This is a genomic window from Cupriavidus consociatus (genome assembly GCF_017814975.1).
GTDB classification, from domain to species: Bacteria; Pseudomonadota; Gammaproteobacteria; order Burkholderiales; family Burkholderiaceae; genus Cupriavidus; species Cupriavidus consociatus.
In genome coordinates this window covers 198,259-214,305 of sequence record NZ_JAGIQA010000002.1, presented here as the reverse complement: position 1 = coordinate 214,305, position 16,047 = coordinate 198,259, and the positions used below count along the sequence as shown (strand labels likewise).

Here is a 16,047-nt window from a genome sequence, read left to right as displayed (position 1 = left end):
GGCGGACCACCGCAACCAACCAACCACACCACACCACATCACACACCACTGGGGAGGGGAATCATGTTCGACTGGTTCCGTGATTTGTCGCGCATGGAGCGCAAGGGCTTCTATGGCGCGTTCCTGGGGCATGCCGTCGACGTATTCGACTTCATGATCTATTCCTTCCTCATCTCCACGCTGCTGGGGCAGTGGGGCATGAGCAAGTCCACGGCAGGCGCCATCGTCACGTGGACGCTGGTGTCGTCGCTGGTCGGCGCAATCGGCGCCGGTATCCTGGCCGACCGCTACGGGCGCGTGCGCGTGCTGCGCTGGACCATCATCGTGTTCGCGGGTGCCTGCTTCCTGTGCGGGCTGGCGCAGTCGCCGGAGCAGCTGATGCTGTTCCGCATGATCCAGGGGCTTGGCTTCGGCGGCGAGTCGTCGCTGTGCATGGTGCTGGTGACGGAGATGATCCGCAACCCGGCGCACCGCGGCAAATACTCGGGCTTTACCGCCAGCAGCTATTCCTTCGGCTGGGGCGCGGCGGCGATCGTGTATGCGATCACCTTCAGCGTGCTGCCGGCGGAAACGGCATGGCGCGTCTGCTTCTTCCTCGGCATCCTGCCGGCGCTGGTGGTGATCTACCTGCGCCGCAACCTGGAGGAGCCGGAGATTTTCCTGAAGAGCCGCGCGGCGGGGCGGCAAGGCTCTGCGCTGGCCGGGCTCGGCCGCTTGTTCCGCGGTCCGCTGCTGTCGAAGACGCTGCTGTGCAGCCTGCTTTCGGGCGGCATGCTGGGGGCGTACTACGCCATTGCCACGTGGCTGCCGACCTTCCTCAAGACCGAGCGCGGCCTGTCGGTGTTCGGCACCAGCTCGTACCTGACGGTCACCATCATCGGCTCGTTGGTCGGCTACGTGGCGGGGGCCTACGCCACTGACCGCTGGGGCCGGCGGCTGACCTACATCGTGTTCGCGGCGGGTGCGTTCGTGGCCGCGCTGGTCTACATGGTGATTCCGGTGTCGAACACGTCGATGCTGTTCCTGGGGTTCCCGCTGGGAGTGCTGATGCAGGGCGTGTTCGCCGGCATCGGTGCAACCATCTCCGAGTCCTATCCCAACGATATCCGCGCGACGGGCTATGGCGTCTCGTACAACGCGGGCCGCGTGATCGGCTCGCTGTTCCCGTTGTCGGTCGGGTGGCTGAGTTCGGGCCACACCTCGCTGCCGATCGCGATCGCGATCGTTGCCGGGGTTGGCTATGCGATGGTGGTGGTCGCCGCGGTATTGCTGCCGGAAACCACCGGCATGGATCTCGGGCAGGCCGGCGGCAGCGGGGAGCAGGAAGACGCCGCGCCGCTGGCGCAGCCGGCGGGAACGGTGGCCTGAACGCGCGGGGAGGGCGCTGCCGGCGCCCTTACCGCATCCACGCCGAGATCGCCGGCAGCATCAGGCTGACACCGATTCCGACCAGCACGCCGAACGCGACGCGCCGCGTCGTGGCTGGCGAGAACGGCGGCGGAAAGCGCCGCCCCAGCAGCGTGGCGACCACCACCACCGGCACGCCGAACGCGGCCTGCAGCCAGATCGCGCCATCGAGCTGGCCCTGCCACGCCGAGAACAGCGTGCGCACGCTGGACGTGACGGTGAACACCAGGATCAGCGCGCAGCGGATCTCTATGGGCTTCATCGGCTGCCGGTAGAACTGGAAGATCAGCGGCGGCCCGGACACGCCGAACATGCCGCTCAGCAGCCCGCCGAACACGCCGCTCATGAAGAAGCTGCCGTCGCCGGAGCGTCTTGGCAGCGGTTCCGGCCGGAAGGCCGCGCTGAGTCCGCCATACAGGATCACCGCGCCCAGCAGCAACTGCAGCAGCGTGGCGGCGCTGGAACTCAGGTATTCCAGCACCAGCACGCCGACCAGCACCGACGGCAGGATGCCGATGGCGGCCGCGCCCACTGCGCGCCAGTCGATATGCTCCAGCTTGCCGGGCAACGCGCAGGCGCTGTTGGCCAGCGTCACCAGGCTGACCACGGCGGCAACGGTGGCCACCGGCGCGAGCCCCAGCCCGCTGGTGGCGCCCATCACGATCATGCCCAGGCCGAAGCCGGTCACCGTCTGGAAGTAGGTGCCCGCGCCGAGCAGGGCTTGCAGCCCGAGCAGCGGCAACAACAATTCCGCTTTCATGCCGCCGCCTGCTCGCCTTTGCTGGCCTGTTCCGCGGTGGCTTGCGCCTGGACCACGGTGACGGCGATGACATGGAATACGTCGTCGGCACTGCAGCCGCGCGACAGGTCGTTGGCGGGCTTGCTCAGCCCTTGCAGCATCGGTCCGATGGCCTTGGCGCCGCCGACGCGCTCGGCCAGCTTGTAGCCGATATTGCCGCTCTCGAGGTTGGGGAACACCAGCACGTTGGCGCGGCCGTTGACCTGCGAATGCGCGACCTTGCGCGCTGCGATCTCCGCGACGATGGCGGCATCGAGCTGCACGTCGCCATCGATGGCCAGGCCGGGGCGCTGCGCGCGCACGCGCTCGGTGGCGGCCACCACCTTGTCGACGGCGGCGTGGTGGGCGCTGCCGCTGGTGGAGAACGACAGCATCGCCACGCGCGGCTCGTCGTTCAGCAGCGCACGTGCGCTGTCGGCGGCGGCCATGGCGATATCGGCCAATGCCTCGGCATCGGGATCGACCACCAGCCCGCAGTCAGAGAAGATCAGGCCGCCCTTGAGCGTATGGAAGGGCTCGCACAGCATCATCAGGAAAAAGCTCGACACCAGCCGGAAGCCGGGTGCCAGCCCGATCAGCTGGATCGCGTTGCGCACCACGTCGGCGGTGGTGTGTTCCGCCCCCGCGACCGAGCCGTCCGCATGGCCGAGGCGCACCATCAGGTTGGCAAAGCACAGCGGATCGAGCACCGCGCGCCTGGCTTCGTCCAGCGTCATGCCTTTTTTCTGGCGCAGCGCGTAGAGCTGCTGCGCGAAGGAGGGCGCGAGTGCCGAGGTGGCGGGATCGACCAGCGTGATGCCGTCCAGCGCGATGCCGTGGATGGCGGCGGCGGCGCTGATCTGGCGCGGATTGCCGACCAGCACGATGCGCGCGATGCCTTCCTGCGTGGCACGCTGCGCGGCCTGCAGGATGCGCGGGTCTTCGGCCTCGCACAGCACGATGCGGCGAGGGGCGGCGCGGGCGCGGTCGATGATGCGGAGGATGGGTTTCATGGTGGTTGGCTCGGTAAACCTGAAAAAAGGGCCGTAGCCCTTGTCATGCTGGTGATTGGCTCCCCTCTCCCGCTTGCGGGAGAGGGGCAGGGGGTGAGGGCAGGCGCGCGCCATACCGAAGCGTGTGACTTCGTGGTTGCGCCTGGCCCTCACCCCAACCCTCTCCCGCAAGCGGGAGAGGGAGCACACCGGTCGCAAGCGAGGGTTCTGGGCAAGCTCAGGCTCAGACGTAGTCCTTGTACTTGTCCAGGTACCGCACCGGCTTGGCCAGCGCATCGCGGCGGAACGGGTCGCCCAGTTCACGCGTGCACATGATCTCGATGATCGTGGTCTTGCCATGATTCATCTGCAGGTCGATGGCGCGCTTCAGTGCCGGGCCCACGTCTTCCAGGCGATCCACCACGATGCCTTCCGCGCCCATTGCCTTGGCGATCTCGGCGAAGCTCTGGTTGTCGAGCTCGCCCGCGACGAAGCGGCGGTTGTAGAAGTCCACCTGGTTCTTCTTCTCCGCGCCCCACTGGCGGTTGTGGAACACCACCGCGGTCACCGGGATGTTGTGGCGCACGCAGGTCATGGTTTCCATCAGGCTCATGCCCCAGGCGCCGTCACCGGCGTATGACACGGCCGGGCGATGCGGAGCCGCGACCTTGGCGCCGATGATGGTGGGGAAGGCGTAGCCGCAGTTGCCCCAGCTCATCGCCGCAAAGAAGCTGCGCGGCTTCTCGAAGCGCAGGTAGCTGTTGGCCACCGAGTTGATGTTGCCGATGTCGGTCGACACCATCACATCTTCCGGCATGGCCTTTTCCAGCTCGCGCAGCACCTGGCGCGGATGCAGGTAGTGGCCGCCGGTGGGCGTGCGCTCGTTCTTCTGCTCCTCGATCATGTCCAGGCTGTACGGGTCGCGCTCATGCGTCCAGTCATCCAGCTCCTTCTCCCACGCCGCCTTTTCGTTGGCGATTTCGGTGGCGCGGCCATCGCGGCTGGCGTCGCATGCCAGCGTGCGGCCGGCCAGGCGCTGGGTCAGCGCGATGGCGGCAGCCTTGGCGTCGCCGCAGATGCCCACCGAGATCTTCTTCACCAGGCCCAGCATCTTGTGGTCGGCATCGATCTGGATGATCTTGGCGTTCTTCGGCCAGTAGTCCATGCCGTGCTGCGGCAGCGTGCCGAACGGTCCCAGGCGCGAGCCCAGGGCCACCACCACGTCGGCGCGCGAGATCAGCTTCATCGCGGCCTTGGAGCCCTGGTAGCCCAGCGGGCCGCACCACAGCGGGTGGCTGGCGGGGAACGAGTCGTTGTGCAGGTAGCTGTTCACCACCGGCGCGCCCAGGCGCTCGGCCAGGGCCTTGCATTCCTCGATCGCATCGGCCATCACCACGCCGCCGCCCGAGATGATCACCGGGAACTTGGCATTGGCCAGCAACTCGGCCGCCTCGTTCAGGCTCTGCTCGCCGCCGGGGCCGCGATCAAGGTTCTGCGGCTTCGGAATCTCGGCGGTGATCTTGCCGTAGAAGTGGTCGCGCGGGATGTTCAGCTGCGTCGGGCCCATTTCGGCCTTGGCGCGGTCGAAGCAGCGCGCGGTGAATTCGGCCATGCGCGCCGGGTTGGTGACGTGGCCCTGGTACTTGGTGAACTCCTGGAACATCGGCAGCTGGTTGGCTTCCTGGAAGCCGCCCAGGCCGATGCCCATGGTGCCGGCTTCGGGGGTGACGATCACCACCGGGCTGTGGGCCCAGTAGGCGGCGGCGATCGAGGTCACGCAGTTGGAGATGCCGGGGCCGTTCTGGCCGATCACCACGCCGTGGCGGCCGGACACGCGGGCGTAGCCGTCGGCCATGTGGCCGGCGCCTTGCTCGTGCACCACCGGGATCAGGCGGATGCCGGCGGGGGCGAAGATGTCCATGGCGTCCATGAAGGCCGAGCCCATGATGCCGAACATGTCGGTCACGCCGTTGGCGGCCATCGTTTCGACGAAGGCTTCGGACGGGGTCATGGTCTGCGGGCCAGCCGGAACCTGGCTGTCCTTCGCGGCGGCCGAGCCACCGGAAACGGCGGGCTGCTTGGTGGTTTCGAGGTCGCGCATGGCGGGTGTCTCCTGGTTGGGGTGTTATAAAGTGGAACAGTACGTTCCGGAAAATTGATGCGTTGGTCGAAATGTAGGCGGAAGATCGGCGGTCGTCAATAAGAAGTTCTGGTTTACGGAATGAAATAATCAAAAAAATGAGACAAGATCGGATATAAGCGCCTTGTGAGGCACTATTGCGTCCGTCATGGGAGGAGAGTAGGCAAGACAACGCCGGCATGGGGGCCGGCGCAGGGGGAGGAAAGCAGGAAGGAAGGTGCCGCGCCCAGGCGGCGCAGGGTATCAGCGCGTCGACAGCGCTTCGAGGACAGGCAGGTTGCCCTCGCCGAAGCCCTCATGACCATCACGCTGGACGACCTCGAAGAAAAACTCGCCTGCCTCGCGTTTCAGGAAGGCTTGCTGGAAGCGCCCGCGAGGGCCGGTGCCATCGACGAGGATGCCGTAGCGTTGCAGTGCGGCCAGGTCGAGCCCATGGCCTGGCACCCGCGCCGGCAAGGCATCGTAGTAGGCCGGCGGCGGCTGCACGAACTGCACGCCACGGTCAGCCAGTGCCGCGGCACTGGCCAGAATGTCCCCGCTGGCCAGCGCAATGTGCTGAATGCCTTCGCCGTGCTGATCTGACAGGTAATGACGCATCTGGTCGTGGCGCGTCGTTCCCTTCTCGTACAGCGGGATGCGGATGCTGCCGCATGGCGATACCAGCGCGTGGGACTCGCCGCCGCTGCGCAGTTCCCGGAACCCCAGCACCTTGCGGTAGAACTCCAGCCATTCCTCCAGGTGGCCGGGATCGACCGCCTGGGTCAGGTGGTCGACGCGGAGCAGGCCGGCGTCGGGCATGTCGCCGGCTGGCGGCAGCGGCCGGAAATCCACGTCGTAGATCGAGATATCCCCGACATCGCCGGGCCGGCCTTCCTTCCCGCGCCAGCGGTCGATGAAATACAAGACCGACTGTCCGATCCCCTGGATGGCGGGAATATTCAGCTCCATCGGCCCCACCGTGCCACCCTCGAACGGCCATGCGCCGGCCTCCAGCGCTCGCGCAAACGCTGCCGCCGCATCGTCGACGCGAATCCCGATCGCACAGATCGACAAGCCATACCGCGCCGCATAGCGCGTGGCGAACGAATCCGGCTCGGCATCGACGATGAAATTCATCTCGCCCTGCCGGTACAGCTTCACCGCCTTGTGGCGATGCCGCGCGATCGCGGCGAAGCCGAGGCGTTCCAGCGTCCGGCCGAGCGCGGCCGGATCTGGCGAAGCGAACTCGATGAACTCGTAGCCTCGGATGCCGAGCGGGTTGTCCCACGGTTGGACATCATCGGCGCGCGGGGAAGAGTCGGTTGCGGCGCTCATGGTATGGGCTCCTGTCTGGGTATTGCGGGGGTATTGCGGCGTATTGCGGCGTATTGCGACGTATTGCGGGCGCGGTGCCGGGCGCGGTGCCGGGCCTTGCGGCGACGACCGATAGTAGCAACGGCGCCGAGGCAACCCGCGCGTTGGCGCCCTTCGCAACGGACCCGTAGAAACCCGCATTCGGCGCCTTGATCGCGCATGTACGTTCATTAATCGCGCAGAGTGCCATATGCGACAGTTGGCTGTGCGCTGGGCGGCCACTAATCTCCGGTCAACGACGCGCCCCCGTCTCCCTGCCAGGTCCATACAGAGGCCCCATGCCGGAGTCCGGGAAGCGCGAATCACCGGAACCCAGGCACACCATGATCCACGGCAAGACCACGCTAATCCCCCACATCGGCTATCCGACGGAATCGTTCAAGGCGCCGATGATCTACAACCCCTGGTTCGACCGGCAAGGCATCGACGCCGCCGTGATCCCGATGGGGGTCAGGCCGGACGACTACGCGACGGTATTTCCGGCGCTGTTCCGCCTGACCAATATCCGCGGCGCGCTGGTGACCATGCCGCACAAGGTCGCCACCGTCGAGCTGGTCGACGAACTGACGCCCGCCGCCCGCATCGCCGGCGCCTGCAACGCGGTGCTGCGGCGCGACGACGGCACGCTGGTCGGCGACCAGTTCGACGGTGAGGGCTTCGTTCGCGGCATCCGGCGCAAAGGCTGCCGGCTGGAAGGCGCGCGCGCCATCGTGTCGGGCAGCGGCGGGGTGGGCAGCGCGATCGCCGCCTCGCTGGCGGCGGCCGGCGTGGCCGAGCTGGCGCTGTTCGACGCCCGCGAGGCGGCCGCGTGCGCCCTGGCGCAGCGCCTCGCCGCGCACTACCCGGCGCTGCGCGTCAGTACCGGCTCGGCCGACCCGGCGGGCTTCGACGTGGTGGTCAATGCCACGCCGCTGGGCATGCAGCCCGGCGATCCGCTGCCGTTCGACGTGGCGCGCATCGCCCCCGGCGCGATGGTCGGCGAGGTGGTGATGAAGCAGGAATACACGCCGCTGCTGCAGGCCGCGCTGGCCCGCGGCTGCAAGGTGCAGGTGGGCACGGACATGCTGTTCGAGATGATCCCGGCCTACCTGGAGTTCTTCGGGTACGGCACGGCCACGCCCGACGCGCTGCGCGAGGTGGCGCAGATCCGGTACTGATGCATCGACGGGCGGGGGCGCAAGCCCTGCCCCGGGCCGCGCGCGAGCCACCACAAAAAGGCACGCCGGCAAGGAAGACTTCTTATCCATTGGTGGAGACAGACAACATGACAACGACTCACAAGGAGCTGCCAGCGGCTTCCGCGCTCGGCAACTCGCTCGGCGACAAGGTGCGCGCCGCCTTTGCCTTCGGCAAGGTGCGCTGGGGCATGCTGGCGCTGGTGTTCTTCGCGACCACGCTGAACTATGTGGACCGCGCCGCGCTGGGCGTGTTGCAGCCGGTGCTGGCCAAGGCCATGGCCTGGACCGCGCAGGACTACGCCAATATCAACTTCTGGTTCCAGGTGGGCTATGCCATCGGCTTTGCGCTGCAGGGCCGCTTCATCGACCTGGTTGGCGTCAAGCGCGCCTTTGCGCTGGCGGTGCTGCTGTGGAGCATTGCCTGCGGCGCGCATGCGTTTGCGGCGTCTGCGGTCGGCTTCATGATCTGCCGCTTCTTCCTCGGCTTGTCGGAAGCGGCCAACTACCCGGCCTGCGTCAAGACCACGCGCATCTGGTTCCCGGCCAGCGAGCGCGCCATCGCCACCGGCATCTTCAATGCCGGCACCAACGTCGGCGCGATGCTGACGCCGATCATGCTGCCGCTGATCCTGCAGGCGTGGGGCTGGCAGGCCGCGTTCCTGGTGATCGCTTCACTGGGCGCGATCTGGCTGGCATTCTGGTTCGCGCGCTACCACAACCCGGAGCAGCACCCGACCGTCACCGCCGCGGAACTGGCGCACATCACCCGCGACACCGATCCGCCGGCCCAGCGCATCCGCTATGCGCAGATCCTGCGCATGCGCGGCACCTGGGCCTTCGCGCTGGCCTACGCCATCACCGCGCCGGTGTTCTGGTTCTACCTGTACTGGCTGCCGCCGTTCCTCAACCAGCAATACCAGCTCGGCATCAGCGTGACGCAGATGGGCATTCCGCTGATCGTGATCTACCTGTGCGCCGACGTGGGCAGCGTGGGCGGCGGTGCACTGTCGTCGTGGCTGATCGCGCGCGGCATGCCGGCGGTGCGGGCGCGGCTGCTGTCAATGCTGGTCTTTGCCGTGTGCATCACCTCGGTGGTGATGGCCGCCGGCGCCAGCAGCCTGTGGATGGCCGTGGCCGCGATCTCGGTGGCGATCGGCGCGCACCAGGCCTGGACCGCCAATATCTGGAGCATGGTGATGGACTACACGCCCAAGCACGTGGTCAGCTCGGTGTTCGGCTTTGGCGGCATGATCGGCGCGATCGGCGGCATGTTCATGACGCAGCTGGTGGGCTACGTGCTGACCGCGACCCACAACAACTACGCGGTGCTGTTCACGATGATCCCGTGCGCTTACTTCATCGCGCTGACGTGGCTGTTCTTCCTCGCGCCGCGCAAGGTGCCTGACGCCGTCTGACCACACGCCCCCGGCGGCACCGCTGGTGCCGCCAGACGACAACAACAAAGCCAGAGACAACACTTCCGATGCATAAACGACTCATTGCGCTGCTCGCGCTGGGCGCGGGCAGCGTGCCCGCTGTCGCCCAGACTTCCGGCGGCGTCACGCTCTACGGCCTGCTCGATACCACCATCCGCTACAGCACCAACGAAGACGCGGCCGGCCACAGCCGCACCCAGATGACCGACGGCGTGCTGACCGGCAGCCGCTGGGGCATCCGCGGCACCGAGGATATCGGCGGCGGCAACAAGGCGTGGTTCATCCTGGAGTCGGGCTTCTCGCCCGACACGGGGACCAGCCAGCAGGGCGGGCGGCTGTTCGGGCGTACCGCCGTGGTCGGCTTCGATGGTCCTTACGGCAAGCTCGCGCTCGGCCGCCAGTACACGCTGGCGCATGAAGTGCTGTCGTCGTACGAGGCGATGGCCTTTGCCAACAACTCCATCGTCGGCTACCAGGGCGGCAACTACACCGGGCTGCGCTACGACAACACGCTCAAGTACATCAAGAGCTTCGACGGCCTGCAGGTGGCGGCGGCCTATACCTTCGGCGAGGTGCCGGGCAGCATGAAGACCAATTCGGCGGCGGCCGGGTCGCTGGTGTACAGCTCGGGGCCGCTGGAAATCGGCGCGGTCTACCAGCAGACGCAGAACGTCACCTCGGCCTATTTCGGCGCGGTGCCGGCGGCGCAAGCGAGCAAGCAGACGGTGTGGGGCGTGGGCGGGACGTGGAAGGCGGCGCGGTCGCAATACTACCTGGGCTATACCAACAACCGGCTCGACGTGGCGGACTATCGCAACAACGTGGGCTATGTCGGCACGCGCTTCAGCCTGACGGATGCGCTGGCCTTCATCGGCACGTTCCAGTACGACTGGCTGCGGCACGCGGGGCAGGGCGGCAAGCGGCTGACCACCGCGGGCATGCTGGACTACAACTTCAGCAAGCGTACCGATGTCTATGTGGAGGTGGACTACACCCACCTGCAGGGGCAGTGGATTGCGCTGAACAGCGGAGCGGCATTTGTGAACAGCGGCAATACCTATGGGAACAAGACGCGGCTGGGAGTGATGGCGGGGGTCAGGCACAAGTTCTGAGCGCGCAGCGCAAGCCTATCCCTCGCTGCGGGTGTGCTCCCTCTCCCGCCTGCGGGAGAGGGGAGCAAACCGCCGGCATGAGACGGCGGCCGGGCAGCGCTCACGCCGGATCTGTTTGCGCCGCCACCCCCGTCACCTGCGCCACCGCCGCCACCGCCAGCCCATATCCCTTCACCCCCAGCCCCGCCATCACCGCCACCGCCACGGGCGAAATCCACGACTTGTGCCGGAACGCCTCGCGCGCATGGACGTTGGAGACGTGGTACTCGATCACCGGCACTGCTGCGCCCTTGATGGCATCGTGCAGCGCAATCGACGTATGCGTGAGCGCGCCCGCGTTCAGCACCACGCCGGCCATCTCGCCGCTCGCGCACAGCTTGCCCGCCTCGTGGATCCAGTCGATCAGCTGCCCTTCGTGGTTGCTCTGCCGGCACTCCGCCCGCAGCCCGAGCCGCTGCGCGGCCTGCTGGCAGATGCGTTCCACGTCGGCCAGGGTTTCGCTGCCGTAGACGGCCGGCTCGCGCGTGCCGAGCAGGTTGAGGTTGGGCCCGTTGAGCACCAGTACTGTCTTCATCATGTCTCCTTCATGTCCGCTTCATGTTCCCTTCAATCTGCCGCGCTGCTGGCGCGGCCACGGCCGATAGCCTATCGTTTAGCCCTCGTCCCATCATCCACTGCCATGGAAACTCAGCATGCGCCCAGCGCGAACAATGACCCGTTCCTGCGCGACCTGCGGCTGTTCTGCACGGTGGCGCGGCGCGCCAGCTTTATCGCCGCGGCCCAGGAGACGGGCATTTCGCCGGCCCATGTGAGCAAGCGCATCGCCATGCTCGAGGCCATGCTCGGCGCAAGGCTGTTCCACCGCACCACGCGCCGCGTCAGCGTCACCGCCGAAGGCGAGAGTGCGTTTGCCTGGGCGCAGAAGATCCTGGAAGACGTGGACGGCATGCTGGAAGCGGTCGGCGGTGCCGGCGGCGAGGCGCGCGGCCAGTTGCGCATCGCCACCAGCCTGCGGCTGGGGCGCCGGCACGTGGCGCCGGTGCTGTCGCTGCTGCGGCAGCAACATCCGGGGCTGGAGGTGTGGCTGGAGCTGCTGGATCGCCGCGTCGACCTGATCGGCGAGCAGTTCGACCTTGATATCCGCGTGGGCGACGTGCAGGAGCCGCACCTGATCGCCAGCCGCATCGCCACCGGCAGCCGCGTGCTGTGCGCTGCGCCGGCCTACCTGGCGCGACGTGGCATGCCGGAGCATCCGTCCGACCTGCCGCGCCATGACTGCCTGCTGCTGCGCGAGCGCGACCAGGCGTTCGGCGTGTGGCGGCTGCAGGGGCAGGACGGCGCCTGGGAGACAACGAAAGTCACCGGCCCGATGGCATCGAATGTTGCCGACGTGACGCACGAGTGGGCCCTCGAGGGCTACGGCATCATCATGGCGTCGGTCTGGGACGTGGCTGCCGCGGTGCGGGCGGGCGACCTGGTGCGCGTGCTGCCCGGCTGGCAGCATCCGTCCGACATCTGGGCCGTCACCAGCGCGCGGGCATCGGCCTCGGCGCGCATGCGCGTGTGCCTGGCCTTCCTCAAGGCGCAACTGACACAGGGGCCGCACGCGCTGGCGACGTCGCTGGAAGGCTAGGCGCGCTACAGCACGCGCATGATCAGCAGCGCCGTGTCCTGCATCACCTGCAGCACGCGGTCCAGCGCCTGCTGCGGAGTCTCGTCGCCGATCGGCATGTTCACCGACAGCGCGGCGATCACCTTGCCGTGGCGATCGCGCAGCGGCACCGCCACGCCGCGCACGCCGGTCTGCAACTGCTGCTCCAGCATCGCATAGCCCTGCGCGCCGGCCTTGCGGATCTCTTCCAGTAGCCGGTCGTGCTGCAGGATGGTGTAGGGCGTGTAAGGCGCCAGCACCACGTTCTCTAGCCATGTCCTGACTTGTTCTTCCGGCCGCGACGCCAGCATCATCACGCCCGCCGAGCCCAGCGGTGCCGGCACCCGCGCGCCCAGCACAAAGCCCGTGCTCATCACGCGGTTGGTGCTGGTGCGGGCGATGAACACCAGCTCCCAGCCATCGAGCACGCTCAGGTAGGCGGCCTCGCCAAGCTGCGCGGTGATCTGCTGCAGGAACGGCTGCACCGTGCGCGGCAGCCGCGCCGAATCGAAGTACGACCAGCCCACCTTGAGTACGCGCGGCGTCAGGCTGAACAGCGTGCCGTCGCTGGTGGTGTAGCCCAGGTGCTCCAGCGTCAGCAGGTAACGGCGCGCCGCGGTGCGCGTCAGGCCGGTGCGCTCGGCCGCCTGCGTCGGGGTCAGGCGCGGATGGTCGTGGTCGAAGGCCTCCAGGATGGCCAGGCCTTTCTCCAGCCCGGCGATCCAGTCGCGCCGGTTCAGCGGTTCGTTTTCCATGGTTAACCCTTGCTTCGCGCGATAGATGATTGCATTGGAGCGATTGTCGCACGCATGCGCGCGAATGACGGTTGTTGCGGGCAATGATGGCTCATAACCTTGGGAAATCCAAGCCGCCATCCCGACTGACCGCCATGACTCCTTTTTCTGCCCCGCTGCGCAAATCGATCGCCACCGTCACCTTGTCGGGATCGCTGCCGCAGATGCTGCAAGCCGCTGCCGGCGCCGGTTTCGACGGCGTGGAGATCTTCGAGGACGACCTGCTGCAATTCCCCGGCACGCCCGCCGAGGTCCGGCGCATGGCCGCGGACCTCGGGCTGCAGATCCTGCTCTACCAGCCGCTGCGCGATTTCGAGGCCATGCCGGGCGGCCTGTCCGCCGCGGAGCTGGTGCGTGCAGGGCGGAAGTTCGACGCAATGGAGCAACTCGGTGTGGAACTGGCGCTGGTCTGCAGCAACGTGCAGGAAGCGGCTCTGGACGATCCCGCGCGCGCCGCCGCCGATCTGCACGTGCTGGCCGAAGCCGCGGCCCGCCGCGGCCTGCGCCTGGGTTACGAGGCGCTGGCCTGGGGCCGCCATGTGCGCCGCTGGCGGCAGGCCTGGGACATCGTGCAGCGCGCCGGGCATCCCGCGCTGGGGCTGATGCTGGACAGCTTCCATACGCTCGCGCTGGGGGATACGCTGCATGGCCTAGATGCCGTGCCGGCCGAGCGGATCTTTTTTGTCCAGCTGGCAGATGCACCACGCATGTCGCTGGATGTGCGCACCTGGAGCCGCCACCACCGCAATTTCCCCGGCCAGGGAGACCTGCCCGTGGCCGGCTTCACGCGTGCCGTGCTGCGGGCCGGCTATCGGGGACCGCTGTCGCTGGAGGTGTTCAACGATGCCTTCCGCGTGGCGCCCCCGCTGCCGGTCGCGCAGGACGGGCTGCGCTCGCTGCAATGGCTGGAGGCGGTGACGAACGGCGTACCCATGGCCGCAGCGCGCTCCGGCGGCGCAGCGCTCGCGGCAAGGTGAAACGCTAGACCGCGCTCGCTTTGCGCCGCCGGCCGTGCCGGCAAGGCGCGTTCGCGGGCCGCCACCGCGGTGCCGGCCACGCCGCTGGCGGCAATCATCGCCACGCCCAGCAGCGACCAGGCGTCGGGCAGCCAGCCGAATACCAGCCAGCCGCCCAGCATGGCGAAGGCGATCTGCAGGTAGAGATAGGGCGTCAGCACGCCAACGGGCGCACGCGCATAGGCCAGCACCAGGAACATGTGCCCGGCGCAGCCGGCGAGCGCCATGCCCGCCAGCAGCCACCAGTGCAGCGCGTCGACATGCCAGGTCCATGCCAGCGGCAGCGCCGCCGACAGCAGCACCGCGGCAATGCAGCCGGTATAGAAATGCGTGGTGCCGCCGCCGTCGGTCCGGGTCAGCACGCTGGTCAGCAACTGGTAGGCGGCATTGAGGCAGACCGCCGCGAGCGGCAGCAGCATGGCCGGCTCCACGTCGGCGCCGGGCCGGATCACCACCAGCGCGCCGGCAAATCCGGCCAGCAGGCAGAGCCAGCGCAGCGCCGACATGCACTCCCCGAACAGCGTCGCCGCCGCCAGCGCGATCGCCAGCGGCGTCAGGCTGACCACCGCGGTGAACTCGCCCACCGGCAGCACCTGCAGGCTGAAGAAGGCGCAGGCGCTGGACAGCAGCATCGTTACCGCGCGCGTTGCCTGCAGCCACGGCCGGCGCGTGCGCAGCAGGATGCGGCCGCGCGCCGGCAGCAGCACCGCGCCGGTCAGTGCCGCCTGCGCGAGATAGCGCACCCACAGCGCCATCACCACCGGCACGGCGGCGCCGGTGATCTTGGTCATCGTATCGAGCGCGGCAAAGCATGCCACCGCGGCAACCATCAGTGCGATGCCCTGCAGGGGCCGCGAACTTCCCATGGCGCTCATGGCGCCACCCTCAACCACAACATGTCAGCGTTCCAGGCTGGTCCTTCATGAAGCCGAGGGTACTGTCCCGGGCGAGGCCGATGGCGGCTGCGGCTGGAAAGTCAGAATTCGCTGCCAGCGAACAATCACTGCTCAATGGATGAATCCGCCTTTGACGAAGCGTACCGGCTCGGCATCCATGCGCAGCAGCAACGCCGTCAGGCCATCGATGCCGGCGGGCATGGCCGGCGCCGCGGCGGCCGGCCCGGACACGCAGACGAGGTCGGCATCGGACCATGCAGTGCCCGGCGTGCCGCGCGCGCGCAGCCATCCCGCGCTATCCGCCAGCAGTTGGGTGCCCGCCAGTTCTGCCGGCGGCAGGCCGGCGATCGCCGCCATGGCTTCCCAGGCCCGGGCCGCTGCCGTGCAGCCTGCGCGGAAACGCGGCACCTGCGCCGGCACGCGGCCGTCCCGTGTGACGAGCACGGTCAGGAAGCGCGGGTCTTCATACGGCAGGGACGCGGCGGTCCCGTCCACTGCCACCAGCCGCACGCGCTGCCCGCCGCGCCATTGCGAGAGCGCCACCGGCGCGGCGTCGCCGCAGCGGATGGCCATCTCCGGCAACCGCAGCGGCACGGGCCAGTTGCCTTCGGCACTGTTGGCTGCCGACAACGCCTTCATGTAGTCGATCACGGCCCAGGCCTCGCGATCGGCAAGCTGGCCGCGGAACGCCGGCATGGTTGGACGCCCGCGCCGGTCGCGCATGCCGGACAGCACGTGCCAGAACAGTTCGCCCTCGGCACGGCGTGCAAGCAGGGGGCTGACCAGTGTCGGCGGCCATTGCGGCAGGCTGGCGGCCAGCGGGCCTTCGCCGCGGCCGTCATTGCCGTGGCACGCGGTGCAATGCCGTGCGTAGGTGCGTTGCCCCAGCACGATGCTATCGACGGCAAAACGGGTAGGGCTGGCGTGGAAACTTGTGGGGCTGGCCGGGCCGAGCAGCAGCGATGCCTCCGGCCACGGCGCGAGCAGCAGGGCCAGCCCGGCTGACACCAGGAGCACGGGGCGGCCCCGGCGCCATGCCAGGGCGACGACGAGCGCCAGCACGGCAAAGGCGAGCGCGCACAGGCTGAAGCCGACCTGCCGCGCGAGGGGAAGGTCGATCAGCAGCGTTTCGCCGGCAATGCGCCGCGCCCATGGCCAGGCCGGCTGGCCATGGCTGGTGCCGCTCAGCCCCAGCGCATGCCACAGCCACAGCAGGCCCAGCTGGCTTTTCTCGGCCAGGACGAGCAGTGCGTTCAGCCACGCATGGGGCTGCGGGCCGTTCAAGACGCGGCCC

12 protein-coding genes and 2 pseudogenes are annotated in these 16,047 nt (G+C 68.2%); 6 read left to right on the top strand and 8 right to left on the bottom strand.

The features are described from left to right. Positions 1 to 63: 63 nt before the first annotated feature. Entirely contained in the window at positions 64 to 1,368 is a 1,305-nt protein-coding gene (locus J8I82_RS04120) for an MFS transporter (protein ID WP_209754667.1), read from the top strand. Between the two features lie 28 nt (positions 1,369 to 1,396). Here J8I82_RS04120 and J8I82_RS04115 read toward each other — a convergent pair whose 3' ends face one another. From J8I82_RS04115 to J8I82_RS04100, 4 genes are all read right to left on the bottom strand, one after another. Next, entirely contained in the window at positions 1,397 to 2,167 is a 771-nt protein-coding gene (locus tag J8I82_RS04115) for a sulfite exporter TauE/SafE family protein (protein WP_209754665.1), read from the bottom strand. Beyond that, positions 2,164 to 3,198, bottom strand: a complete 1,035-nt coding sequence (gene pta / locus J8I82_RS04110; RefSeq protein ID WP_209754663.1) for a phosphate acetyltransferase — start codon at positions 3,196 to 3,198, stop codon at positions 2,164 to 2,166. Before pta ends, J8I82_RS04115 begins: the two co-directional genes overlap by 4 nt. 223 nt (positions 3,199 to 3,421) lie before the next feature. Continuing rightward, positions 3,422 to 5,188 carry a sulfoacetaldehyde acetyltransferase gene (gene xsc / locus J8I82_RS04105; RefSeq protein ID WP_245179440.1) on the bottom strand — a complete coding sequence of 589 codons (1,767 nt, stop codon included), beginning with the start codon at positions 5,186 to 5,188 and terminating at the stop codon, positions 3,422 to 3,424. A gap of 372 nt (positions 5,189 to 5,560) precedes the next feature. Continuing rightward, positions 5,561 to 6,631 (bottom strand): 4-hydroxyphenylpyruvate dioxygenase family protein, encoded by a 1,071-nt coding sequence (locus tag J8I82_RS04100; protein WP_209754658.1) that lies wholly within the window; start codon positions 6,629 to 6,631, stop codon positions 5,561 to 5,563. 362 nt (positions 6,632 to 6,993) lie between these two features. Here J8I82_RS04100 and J8I82_RS04095 point away from each other — a divergent pair, with 362 nt between their 5' ends. The 3 genes from J8I82_RS04095 to J8I82_RS04085 all read left to right on the top strand — a co-directional run bounded on the left by J8I82_RS04095 (position 6,994) and on the right by J8I82_RS04085 (position 10,396). Next, positions 6,994 to 7,827 carry a shikimate dehydrogenase family protein gene (locus J8I82_RS04095; protein ID WP_209754656.1) on the top strand — a complete coding sequence of 278 codons (834 nt, stop codon included), beginning with the start codon at positions 6,994 to 6,996 and terminating at the stop codon, positions 7,825 to 7,827. A gap of 107 nt (positions 7,828 to 7,934) precedes the next feature. Continuing rightward, positions 7,935 to 9,263, top strand: a complete 1,329-nt coding sequence (locus J8I82_RS04090) for an MFS transporter (protein ID WP_209754654.1) — start codon at positions 7,935 to 7,937, stop codon at positions 9,261 to 9,263. A 68-nt stretch (positions 9,264 to 9,331) separates the two neighbouring features. Further along, the gene (locus J8I82_RS04085; RefSeq protein ID WP_209754652.1) at positions 9,332 to 10,396 is read left to right on the top strand and encodes a porin; all 1,065 of its coding nucleotides are present in this window, start codon (positions 9,332 to 9,334) and stop codon (positions 10,394 to 10,396) included. A gap of 100 nt (positions 10,397 to 10,496) precedes the next feature. Here J8I82_RS04085 and aroQ read toward each other — a convergent pair whose 3' ends face one another. Next, entirely contained in the window at positions 10,497 to 10,970 is a 474-nt protein-coding gene (gene aroQ, locus J8I82_RS04080) for a type II 3-dehydroquinate dehydratase (protein ID WP_209755012.1), read from the bottom strand. Between the two features lie 105 nt (positions 10,971 to 11,075). On the opposite strand from aroQ, the gene J8I82_RS04075 reads away from it, so the two are divergent. Further along, positions 11,076 to 12,029 (top strand): LysR family transcriptional regulator, encoded by a 954-nt coding sequence (locus J8I82_RS04075; protein ID WP_209754649.1) that lies wholly within the window; start codon positions 11,076 to 11,078, stop codon positions 12,027 to 12,029. 5 nt (positions 12,030 to 12,034) lie between these two features. Here J8I82_RS04075 and J8I82_RS04070 read toward each other — a convergent pair whose 3' ends face one another. Further along, complete coding sequence (locus J8I82_RS04070) at positions 12,035 to 12,802, bottom strand: IclR family transcriptional regulator domain-containing protein (RefSeq protein WP_029044961.1); 768 nt, start codon at positions 12,800 to 12,802, stop codon at positions 12,035 to 12,037. 134 nt (positions 12,803 to 12,936) lie between these two features. On the opposite strand from J8I82_RS04070, the pseudogene J8I82_RS04065 reads away from it, so the two are divergent. Further along, a pseudogene (locus J8I82_RS04065) lies at positions 12,937 to 13,782 on the top strand (sugar phosphate isomerase/epimerase family protein); the annotation flags it as partial. 533 nt (positions 13,783 to 14,315) lie between these two features. On the opposite strand, the pseudogene J8I82_RS39555 reads toward J8I82_RS04065, so the two are convergent. Both J8I82_RS39555 and J8I82_RS04055 read right to left on the bottom strand, forming a co-directional pair. Beyond that, positions 14,316 to 14,723 (bottom strand): annotated as a pseudogene (locus J8I82_RS39555) (EamA family transporter); the annotation flags it as partial. 141 nt (positions 14,724 to 14,864) lie between these two features. Beyond that, entirely contained in the window at positions 14,865 to 16,037 is a 1,173-nt protein-coding gene (locus J8I82_RS04055; protein WP_209754645.1) for a c-type cytochrome, read from the bottom strand. Between the last annotated feature and the right edge of the window lie 10 nt (positions 16,038 to 16,047).

Excerpts from the sequence above, each read along its gene's own strand:
- J8I82_RS04075 (WP_209754649.1), top strand. The coding sequence starts at position 11,076 with ATGGAAACTCAGCATGCGCCCAGCGCGAACAATGACCCGTTCCTGCGC.
- pta (WP_209754663.1), bottom strand. The coding sequence starts at position 3,198 with ATGAAACCCATCCTCCGCATCATCGACCGCGCCCGCGCCGCCCCTCGC.
- J8I82_RS04070 (WP_029044961.1), bottom strand. The coding sequence starts at position 12,802 with ATGGAAAACGAACCGCTGAACCGGCGCGACTGGATCGCCGGGCTGGAG.
- J8I82_RS04090 (WP_209754654.1), top strand. The coding sequence starts at position 7,935 with ATGACAACGACTCACAAGGAGCTGCCAGCGGCTTCCGCGCTCGGCAAC.
- J8I82_RS04085 (WP_209754652.1), top strand. The coding sequence starts at position 9,332 with ATGCATAAACGACTCATTGCGCTGCTCGCGCTGGGCGCGGGCAGCGTG.
- J8I82_RS04115 (WP_209754665.1), bottom strand. The coding sequence starts at position 2,167 with ATGAAAGCGGAATTGTTGTTGCCGCTGCTCGGGCTGCAAGCCCTGCTC.
- J8I82_RS04095 (WP_209754656.1), top strand. The coding sequence starts at position 6,994 with ATGATCCACGGCAAGACCACGCTAATCCCCCACATCGGCTATCCGACG.
- J8I82_RS04100 (WP_209754658.1), bottom strand. The coding sequence starts at position 6,631 with ATGAGCGCCGCAACCGACTCTTCCCCGCGCGCCGATGATGTCCAACCG.
- aroQ (WP_209755012.1), bottom strand. The coding sequence starts at position 10,970 with ATGAAGACAGTACTGGTGCTCAACGGGCCCAACCTCAACCTGCTCGGC.
- J8I82_RS04120 (WP_209754667.1), top strand. The coding sequence starts at position 64 with ATGTTCGACTGGTTCCGTGATTTGTCGCGCATGGAGCGCAAGGGCTTC.
- xsc (WP_245179440.1), bottom strand. The coding sequence starts at position 5,188 with ATGACCCCGTCCGAAGCCTTCGTCGAAACGATGGCCGCCAACGGCGTG.